This window comes from uncultured Psychromonas sp. (assembly GCF_947489755.1).
Taxonomy (GTDB): Bacteria; Pseudomonadota; Gammaproteobacteria; order Enterobacterales; family Psychromonadaceae; genus Psychromonas.
Genome location: NZ_CANLFB010000054.1, coordinates 1 through 7,889, shown reverse-complemented (window position 1 = coordinate 7,889; position 7,889 = coordinate 1). Strand labels below are relative to the sequence as shown.

Here is a 7,889-nt window from a genome sequence, read left to right as displayed (position 1 = left end):
TCATGTGAAAGTAGGTCATTGCCAAGCGCCTAATACGATAATCCCTGTTGACTGACGTCAGCAGGGATTTTTTCGTTTAGCGCGTTTAATAATGACTGATAGGCTACGTTGATAGTCGGGCGAGTGTGCGACATAAATGAGGCACGAGTTGTAGAGGGCTATGACACCTTTCCATTGCCAAACACTTAATACGAACATATCTGTTGACTGACATCGACAGTTTTTTTCGTTTAAGGCCCTCAATATATGATTGATGAGGCACTACGTTGTATCCAAAGTGAAATGACGCGTTTTTATCTTCAAAAATCGATTTAATGCAATGCAATATCGATCAACTATGCAGTTATAGTCTTTAAAACAACGATTCGCTATTTCATCCTGACCTAACGAACTCCATACTTGTTCGATCAACTTAAGCTCTGGTGAGTAGGGTGGGAGATGAATTATCGAGAGGCTAGCAAACGACTCCTTTAAATAAGTTTGATGCCACTGGTCTGATCCATAATGGTGACTGAATACTTACCTTTTGGTGTAGCATCTAAAATTAATTGAAGGGGCTTTATCATGACCTGTCTATTACTAACAGGTGTAACAATGGCTTATGTTTGACCTGTATTCACAAAAACTACGTCAAAAAGATAAGTATATTGGAACTGTTGTTCCTGGACGAGCTTGGTCTTGAGGCTTTATCCGTTGAAATTCGTGTGGTTGTGTTGCGCTCTCCAAACCTCGGTTCACCTTGAAACTATACATTAACGTTATCCAAGCTGACATATCCAGGGAACTAGGGATCGTTTTATTTGGAAGTTTTTAAACATTTTTTGTGGCTCAATAGGTTATTTAAGCTTTATTGAACGGGTTGTTATCCAACTGAGGTTTAGTTCATATAGTAAGTGATAGATATTAGTTTTTGATAACTGACGCCAAAATTAGTGTCTATATATCCTTTCCTTGTAAACGACCTTCTTTTTTACTGCGTTATCAATTGCATCGATTTTTATTTTATCTAACTGCGCTTGGGTCAATCTATAGGGTCTCCCGGAATTAGGCTTTTCTGTTAATCCATTTATTAACACTAACTCGGCTTACTTTTAAATACTTAGCAACTTGAGTACGGCTAAAAGCCTAATCTATAGTCTGCGATTAATTTAGGGAAATAATAATCCATAACAGCTCCTTTATGAGGTTATATTTGATCATAAAGTTATCTGAATGGGTGTTACAAAGCTTGTTTCTGTTTCCATATATATAAAATCGAGTCGAATTGATGATGGTTTTAAATTCAAAATACGTTTTTTATTTTTGTATTTCCTTGGTGCAGTTTGCTCTATCTAGTCGCTTAAATTAAAGCATAAATTAATTTATACCATTTTTTATATTTATATATTCTCTGAATTAAAAATATAAAAGGAAACTAATGCTCAAATAAAACAGTTGGTTATGATCTTTTTTTATCGCGTAGGCTAAATAGAATTTTATGAACAAAGAATTGGTGCAATTTATGCTAACAATTCAGAATGGATGTAAATCGTATTCATTTTACAAGTAATTTGAATTTGAATTATTAATATTGATCAATAAAGATAAAGATAAGGATAATCTATGAAATCTATTTTTAAAATAGCAGCAATCACAGCTGTTGGCGTTATTTCTACTTCTGCTTTTTCTGCTACTCGGTGGGATATGGCTTCACCTTACGTTGATGCAACTCACCATACTCGTCAGTTTGCTGAGGATGTCAATGAAGCAACAAAAGGGGAATTTGAAATCGTGGTACATGCTGGGGCTTCTTTGATTAAACATAAAGAGATACCAAGGGCTGTTCGTACTCAACAGGTACCGATAGGGGAAGTCTTTATTGGGATATTGGGCAATGAAGATCCCATCTATAAACTTGATAACCTTCCTTTTTTAGCAACTAATTTTACTGATGCTAAAAAGTTATACGAAATATCAAAGCCACTTATTGAAGCAAAACTAGACAAAAATGGATTAATGTTATTGTATTCTGTGCCTTGGCCTCCTCAAGGTGTTTACAGTAAAGAGCCACTAACTAGTATTGATAGTTTTAAAGGTGCAAAACTACGTGCTTACAGCTCTACCTTATCGCGTTTAGCGGTTTTACTTGAAGCTTCACCAACAACGGTTCAAACCGTTGAAATTCCGCAGGCATTTTCAACGGGTATTATCGATATGATGATTACGTCTCCTACTACCGGAGTAAGTAGCCAGTCTTGGGACTACGTTGACAACTATACGGATGTACAAGCGTGGATCCCTAAAAATATGGTGATTGTTAATAAGCGTTCATTCAAACGATTAGATAAATCGATGCAATCTGCATTGTTAACTGCTGCGGCTGCCGCTGAAAAACGTGGATGGGAGATGGCGGCCAATGAAACTGAAATCAAAAATAAAGAGTTAATGGCGCATGGGGTTAAGGTTGTTGCTCCAAATCCTGAATTAATCAAAGCACTTACCGCTGTAGGTGATCAAATGTCAAAAGAGTGGGCTGAAGAGGCTGGTGCAGAAGGTAAAGCACTTTTAGCTGAGTATCAGTAGTAAATAACCGCTTCGATAACGTTTTAGTTATTAAACGTTATCGTTGTGACTACTTTCCCATCCCTCAGAGAATGTTAGTTAAATACGCGTTTATATCCTGAGTAAAAGTTAATCCCTATATTTTTTGTTTACTTTAGGAGTATTCAACGATGAGAGCTTTTTTGAATCGAATATATTTAACCACCGGTGCATTATCGGGACTGTGCATCATTGCTATCTGTTGCATTATTCTTGCTCGGGTAATGGGGCGTTGGGTTGGTGTTGAAGTCCCTTCCAGTGATGACTTTGCTGGCTTCTTACTTGCTGCATCTAGTTTTCTAGGGTTGGCTTATACCTTTCGTGAAGGTGGGCATATTCGAGTGAGTTTATTCACTTCAAGATTACCACTTGTCCTTAACAAATGTGTTGAAAGAATTATTTTAACTTTAGGCTGCGTTTTAATTCTTTATCTGACTTGGCAGCTTGCCTACTTTGTTTATGAATCTTATATATTTGATGAATTATCTTCTGGTTATGTACCTATCGAGCTTTGGCTTGTTCAGTTGCCTTTGGCTGTGGGTATGATTATTTTTTCTGTAGCAATTATTGATCAAACCTTTTGTCATCTATTTTTTGGTGAAGAGTTACCAAAATCCGAAGAGGAAGCATTAACTGAAAGTGCGCCGATTGATTTATCGCAAACTGACTCATCAAATAAAGAAGCGTAAATTATGAATGAGATAACTATCGGCTTTATTTTAATCGGTATTTTATTTGCTCTGTTAGCCAGTGGATTTTGGGTTGCTTTTACCTTGATCGCAGTTTCTATCGCAGGTCTTATAATGCTGGGTAACGATAATTTCGGGCTACTTTATACAACATCAGCTTGGGGAGCTGTGTCCGATTGGTCATTAGCGGCATTACCGCTCTTTATTTGGATGGGTGAAATACTTTTTAGAACACGTTTATCAAAAGATCTATTTGAAGGTTTAACACCCTGGCTTAGTGGAGTACCTGGGCGTTTATTACACGTTAATATTTTAAGTTGTGGTATTTTTGCTGCTGTCTCTGGTTCATCTGCTGCTACGGCTGCCACCATTGGTAAAATGACTCTGCCGGAATTAAAGCGGCAGGGGTACGATGACAAAATGGCGATAGCGACTTTAGCTGGCTCAGGTACGTTAGGGTTACTTATTCCTCCTTCAATCATTTTAATCGTATACGGCGTCGCAGCCGAAGTGTCTATTGGGCGTTTGTTTATGGCAGGAGCCTTACCAGGTCTAATGTTAGTGTTTATGTTTATGGGCTACACAGCTTATTGGTCATCAAAACACGGTGACGGTATTGCACAACAAAGCAAACAATATTCCTGGAAAGAAAAGTTTTCTTCATTATTACGTTTAATACCCGTTAGCGTACTTATCTTATTTATTATTGGCTCTATTTACGCTGGCTTAACAACACCAACCGAAGCCGCTGCATTTGGCGTTCTTGGATCTTTAATCTTAGCGTTAGGTAGTGGTTCACTCTCTTTTAATAGCTTTACTGAAAGCTTAATGGGTGCAGTGAAAACATCATGCATGATTATTTTCATTCTTGCCGGTGCTGCTTTTTTAACAATGGCAATGGGGTTTATTGGTATACCAAGAATGCTTGCTGAAAATATAGCAGTACTTAACTTATCACCTTATACGTTGTTATTTTTACTGACTATCATGTTTGTTATTTTAGGTTGTTTTTTAGATGGTATTTCAGTCGTCGTACTTACTACTTCAGTTGTGCTTCCGATGGTTATTGAAGCTGGAATAGATCCATTATGGTTTGGTATTTATATTGTTTTGGTTGTAGAAATGTCGCAAATAACCCCACCGGTAGGATTCAATTTATTTGTAATTCAAAGCTTAACAGGGCGAGATATATTGTTTGTGGCTAAAGCTGCTCTACCATTCTTTTTCTTATTGGTTGCTGCTGTATTTATTGTCACCGTATTTCCTGAAATTGTAACCTGGCTTCCAAACTCAATGTCGAAAGGATAAAAATATGCCGAAACAAAAAAAAATACCAACATCTGAGCACTTGCCTATTTTGTCTTCTTCTCATTTAGCGGGTGAAAACGGTCTTGAGCTAAGTGAATTTGAATATGGATTAACCTTAGTGCATAACGCATTCCAACGTTGGATACAATTATGTAGCAACGCTTGTGATCAGAACTTGAGTTCTTTGGATATTTTAGTGATTCATAACGTTTATCACAGAAAGAAACCTAAGCGTATCTCTGATGTAGCATTTACCCTGAATATTGATGACACACATAATGTCTCATATTCAATAAGAAAAATGGTTAAAACTGGCATGTTGCAACACGAGAAAAGAGGTAAAGAAACGTTTTACAGTGTGACTGATGATGGTGAAGCCTTCTGTTTAGAGTATGCAAAAATCAGGGAGAGATGTTTAGTTCAAGCCTTAGAGCACATGTCTATCGATGATTCATTAGGGGAAGCGGCTAAATTAATGAGAACGCTATCTGGTTTGTATGCACAGGCATCTCGAGCTGCAAGCTCTTTGTAGCCAGTACTAAGTATTGTTGATAGTTAATCAATGACTTTAATTTAAATTTTTCAGGGAAATATAAATGCTTATTAATTGTGATATGGGTGAGAGTTTTGGTATTTGGAAGCTAGGTCAAGATGAACAGATTATGCCTTTTGTTGATATGGCGAATATAGCATGTGGTATGCATGCATCAGATCCTAGCGTTATGTTACGAACTGTTCGTTGTGCAAAAGAGCAGGGTGTTCGGATTGGAGCACATCCAGGGTATGCAGATTTACAAGGTTTTGGACGTCGATTTATTGATATGCCATTACCTGATTTACAGGCGTTATTCATTTATCAGCTAGGTGCATTACAGGGAATTTGTAAGAGCGAAAATACCGCATTAAGTTATGTTAAACCACACGGTGCTCTTTATAATGCAATGATGAAGTCTGACGATATTTTTATTGCCTTATTACAAGCACTTGCTAAATACGATGCAGAGTTACCGTTAATGGTGATGGCTGTACCTGATTTTGCACGTTATCAAAAATTTGCGTCTGAATATGGTATTACATTGCTTTTTGAAGCCTTTGTTGATCGTACTTATCAAACCGATGGTCGCTTGACCCCAAGAACTGAAGCTAATGCATGCCATACTGATTTAGAAGATATTTGTGAGCAAGCCGTTCGTTTGTTTAAAGAGCAATGCGTAATAAGTAATGATGGTACAAAGGTAAGTATTAAAGCAGATACCTTATGTATTCATGGTGATGGTGAGTTAGCGGCTGAGATAGCAGAGGTTTTAAAAGTGAGATTGGCTGAATGCAAGTAAACCTTGTTAATGAAAATAGTGTCATTATCTACTTCTCCGATACCGTTTGTGCTGAAACAACCGATAAAATTACCCATGCTTGTCAGTTATTCAGATCTGAACTTAACGATACTCTTTCAGATATAGTACCGTCTTATACTTCTATTTTACTTAGTTGTAATTTGCGTAAAACAGGATTACAAAATTTTGTCATCCATGTTCGTCGCGTACTAGATCAATTAGATAATGTTGGCATTACTAACTTGGTGCGTAATAAAATTGTACTGCCTGTTTATTATGGGCAAGAAGTCGCACTTGACCATCGAGATGTCAGCTTACATACCGGCTTAACATTTTCTGAAATAGTTAAATTACATACACAAGAATGTTACCGAGTATTTGCAATTGGCTTTACACCTGGTTTTGCATTCTTAGGCAATACGCCAAAGGAAATGTCGATACCTCGTAAAGCAAGCCCAAGGCTTAACATTCCTAAAGGAAGTGTTGCGATAGCAGATAGACAAACAGCTATTTACCCTAGTCAATCACCAGGTGGTTGGCAGGTGATAGGCCGCACGCCGATAGATTTACTTGATAACTCAGAAGCATGTTTAAGTAAATTTACAATGGGTGACGAAGTCCGTTTTGAATCTATAGATAAACAAACCTTTTTGGCAATGGGTGGACAACTGTAAATACAAAGAAGGTAAAAAAGTATGGCATTAGATATCGTTCAAGCAGGGGCGTTAAGCTTATTACAAGATCTTGGTCGCTATGGTTATCAAGATGTAGGGGTTACTCCGGGTGGAGCAATGGATACTCATGCCTTTCACTGGGCTAATAAACTATTAAACAATTCAGCGAATGCTGCACAAATTGAAATCACCATGGGACCATTTAAAGGCTGCTTTAAACAATCAACTAGTTTTGCATTATGTGGGGCAGCTGTTGTAGCAACATTAAATGGAAATAAAATTAAACCTTGGAGTTCGTGGCAGGCTAAAGCTGGAGATATATTAGAAATTGGTTATCCCAAACAAGGTTTACGTAGTTACCTTGCAGTGAGTGGTGGTTTTTCTAGCCCTAAAACTTTTGGTAGCATTAGTACTGTGATAAGAAATAAGCTAGGTGGTTTAAATAAGAAAGGCAGTAAACTAGTTAATGGCGATACATTACCCTTTATTGCACAGGTTCAACCTTATTCACGCAAAGTCCCTCAACAATTTATTCCAGAATATAAAAGCATCATTAATATAGGTGTATTAACAACATATCAATTTGACCAATTTAGTGAAGAAGCACAAAAAACATTTTTTAATGAGTTATATACGGTAACTTCAGAGATTGATCGCATGGGTTATCGATTGAAAGGCAAACCTATAGAATTTGCTGAGCAAAGCTTCGTTTCTGAAGGTATTGCATTGGGTGCGATTCAAATTCCAGCTAATGGCCAACCTATTATATTAATGCGTGACAGACAAACCATTGGTGGATATCCGAAAATGGGATGTGTTTGTAACAGAGACTTAAATATTCTTGCGCAAGCAACGCCAGGTACTAAAATTCGTTTTTTTAAACAAGACTTATTTGAAGCAGAAGCTGAACTTCATCAGGAACAGCATTATTTTTTTAAGGGAAGTAAAAACAATGATAGTTAATTATTTGAACCTTAGGATTAAATAAGAAAGAATAGCGATGAATCAAAATGAGCAATATAAGCATAAAACCAAAATAACTCCATCAATATAGCACTGTTGATATTGCTACTACGTCGATAAATATCATTAACTAATACAACAGAATAATAAAGTAGATGAGGTAAAGCACGTAGCTTACGATTTGAAAACACTAACTCCATTGTTAAACATCACATTTTCGAACGAAATACCTCCACTTTGTTGGTTAATTAATCACTCAGTCACTTAATTGAAATAAACCCCATAAAACGCTTGCGAATAGTTTCGCTATCCCTATAATACGCCGCACAGACAAGGACGGA

At 37.0% G+C, this 7,889-nt stretch carries 8 protein-coding genes and 1 pseudogene; 7 read left to right on the top strand and 2 right to left on the bottom strand.

The window, feature by feature from the left end:
• Positions 1 to 261: 261 nt before the first annotated feature.
• A pseudogene (locus tag Q0794_RS18330) lies at positions 262 to 471 on the bottom strand (transposase); the annotation flags it as partial.
• 1,131 nt (positions 472 to 1,602) lie between these two features.
• On the opposite strand from Q0794_RS18330, the gene Q0794_RS17825 reads away from it, so the two are divergent.
• From Q0794_RS17825 to Q0794_RS17795, 7 genes are all read left to right on the top strand, one after another.
• Complete coding sequence (locus Q0794_RS17825; RefSeq protein WP_298944194.1) at positions 1,603 to 2,562, top strand: TRAP transporter substrate-binding protein; 960 nt, start codon at positions 1,603 to 1,605, stop codon at positions 2,560 to 2,562.
• 161 nt (positions 2,563 to 2,723) lie between these two features.
• On the top strand, positions 2,724 to 3,269 hold the full coding sequence (locus Q0794_RS17820; protein ID WP_298944193.1) for a TRAP transporter small permease: 546 nt from the start codon (positions 2,724 to 2,726) through the stop codon (positions 3,267 to 3,269).
• Positions 3,270 to 3,272: 3 nt separating this feature from the next.
• Positions 3,273 to 4,577, top strand: coding sequence for a TRAP transporter large permease subunit (locus Q0794_RS17815; RefSeq protein WP_298944191.1), 1,305 nt, complete (start codon positions 3,273 to 3,275; stop codon positions 4,575 to 4,577).
• A 4-nt stretch (positions 4,578 to 4,581) separates the two neighbouring features.
• A complete protein-coding gene (locus tag Q0794_RS17810; protein ID WP_298944189.1) occupies positions 4,582 to 5,109 on the top strand; it encodes a winged helix DNA-binding protein in 528 nt (175 codons plus the stop codon).
• Positions 5,110 to 5,173: 64 nt separating this feature from the next.
• Entirely contained in the window at positions 5,174 to 5,911 is a 738-nt protein-coding gene (locus Q0794_RS17805; RefSeq protein WP_298944187.1) for a 5-oxoprolinase subunit PxpA, read from the top strand.
• The gene (locus tag Q0794_RS17800; protein WP_298944185.1) at positions 5,902 to 6,585 is read left to right on the top strand and encodes an allophanate hydrolase subunit 1; all 684 of its coding nucleotides are present in this window, start codon (positions 5,902 to 5,904) and stop codon (positions 6,583 to 6,585) included. The genes Q0794_RS17805 and Q0794_RS17800 overlap by 10 nt, the downstream gene beginning before the upstream one ends.
• Before the next feature lie 21 nt (positions 6,586 to 6,606).
• On the top strand, positions 6,607 to 7,548 hold the full coding sequence (locus Q0794_RS17795; RefSeq protein ID WP_298944184.1) for a biotin-dependent carboxyltransferase family protein: 942 nt from the start codon (positions 6,607 to 6,609) through the stop codon (positions 7,546 to 7,548).
• A 17-nt stretch (positions 7,549 to 7,565) separates the two neighbouring features.
• Here the strand turns inward: Q0794_RS17795 and Q0794_RS17790 are convergent, their stop codons facing one another.
• Positions 7,566 to 7,739 carry a hypothetical protein gene (locus tag Q0794_RS17790; protein ID WP_298944182.1) on the bottom strand — a complete coding sequence of 58 codons (174 nt, stop codon included), beginning with the start codon at positions 7,737 to 7,739 and terminating at the stop codon, positions 7,566 to 7,568.
• Positions 7,740 to 7,889 lie beyond the last annotated feature (150 nt).

What these genes read in the sequence shown, in the direction of transcription:
- Q0794_RS17815 (WP_298944191.1), top strand. Translation starts at nt 3,273, where the DNA reads ATGAATGAGATAACTATCGGCTTTATTTTAATCGGTATTTTATTTGCT.
- Q0794_RS17800 (WP_298944185.1), top strand. Translation starts at nt 5,902, where the DNA reads ATGCAAGTAAACCTTGTTAATGAAAATAGTGTCATTATCTACTTCTCC.
- Q0794_RS17805 (WP_298944187.1), top strand. Translation starts at nt 5,174, where the DNA reads ATGCTTATTAATTGTGATATGGGTGAGAGTTTTGGTATTTGGAAGCTA.
- Q0794_RS17810 (WP_298944189.1), top strand. Translation starts at nt 4,582, where the DNA reads ATGCCGAAACAAAAAAAAATACCAACATCTGAGCACTTGCCTATTTTG.
- Q0794_RS17795 (WP_298944184.1), top strand. Translation starts at nt 6,607, where the DNA reads ATGGCATTAGATATCGTTCAAGCAGGGGCGTTAAGCTTATTACAAGAT.
- Q0794_RS17825 (WP_298944194.1), top strand. Translation starts at nt 1,603, where the DNA reads ATGAAATCTATTTTTAAAATAGCAGCAATCACAGCTGTTGGCGTTATT.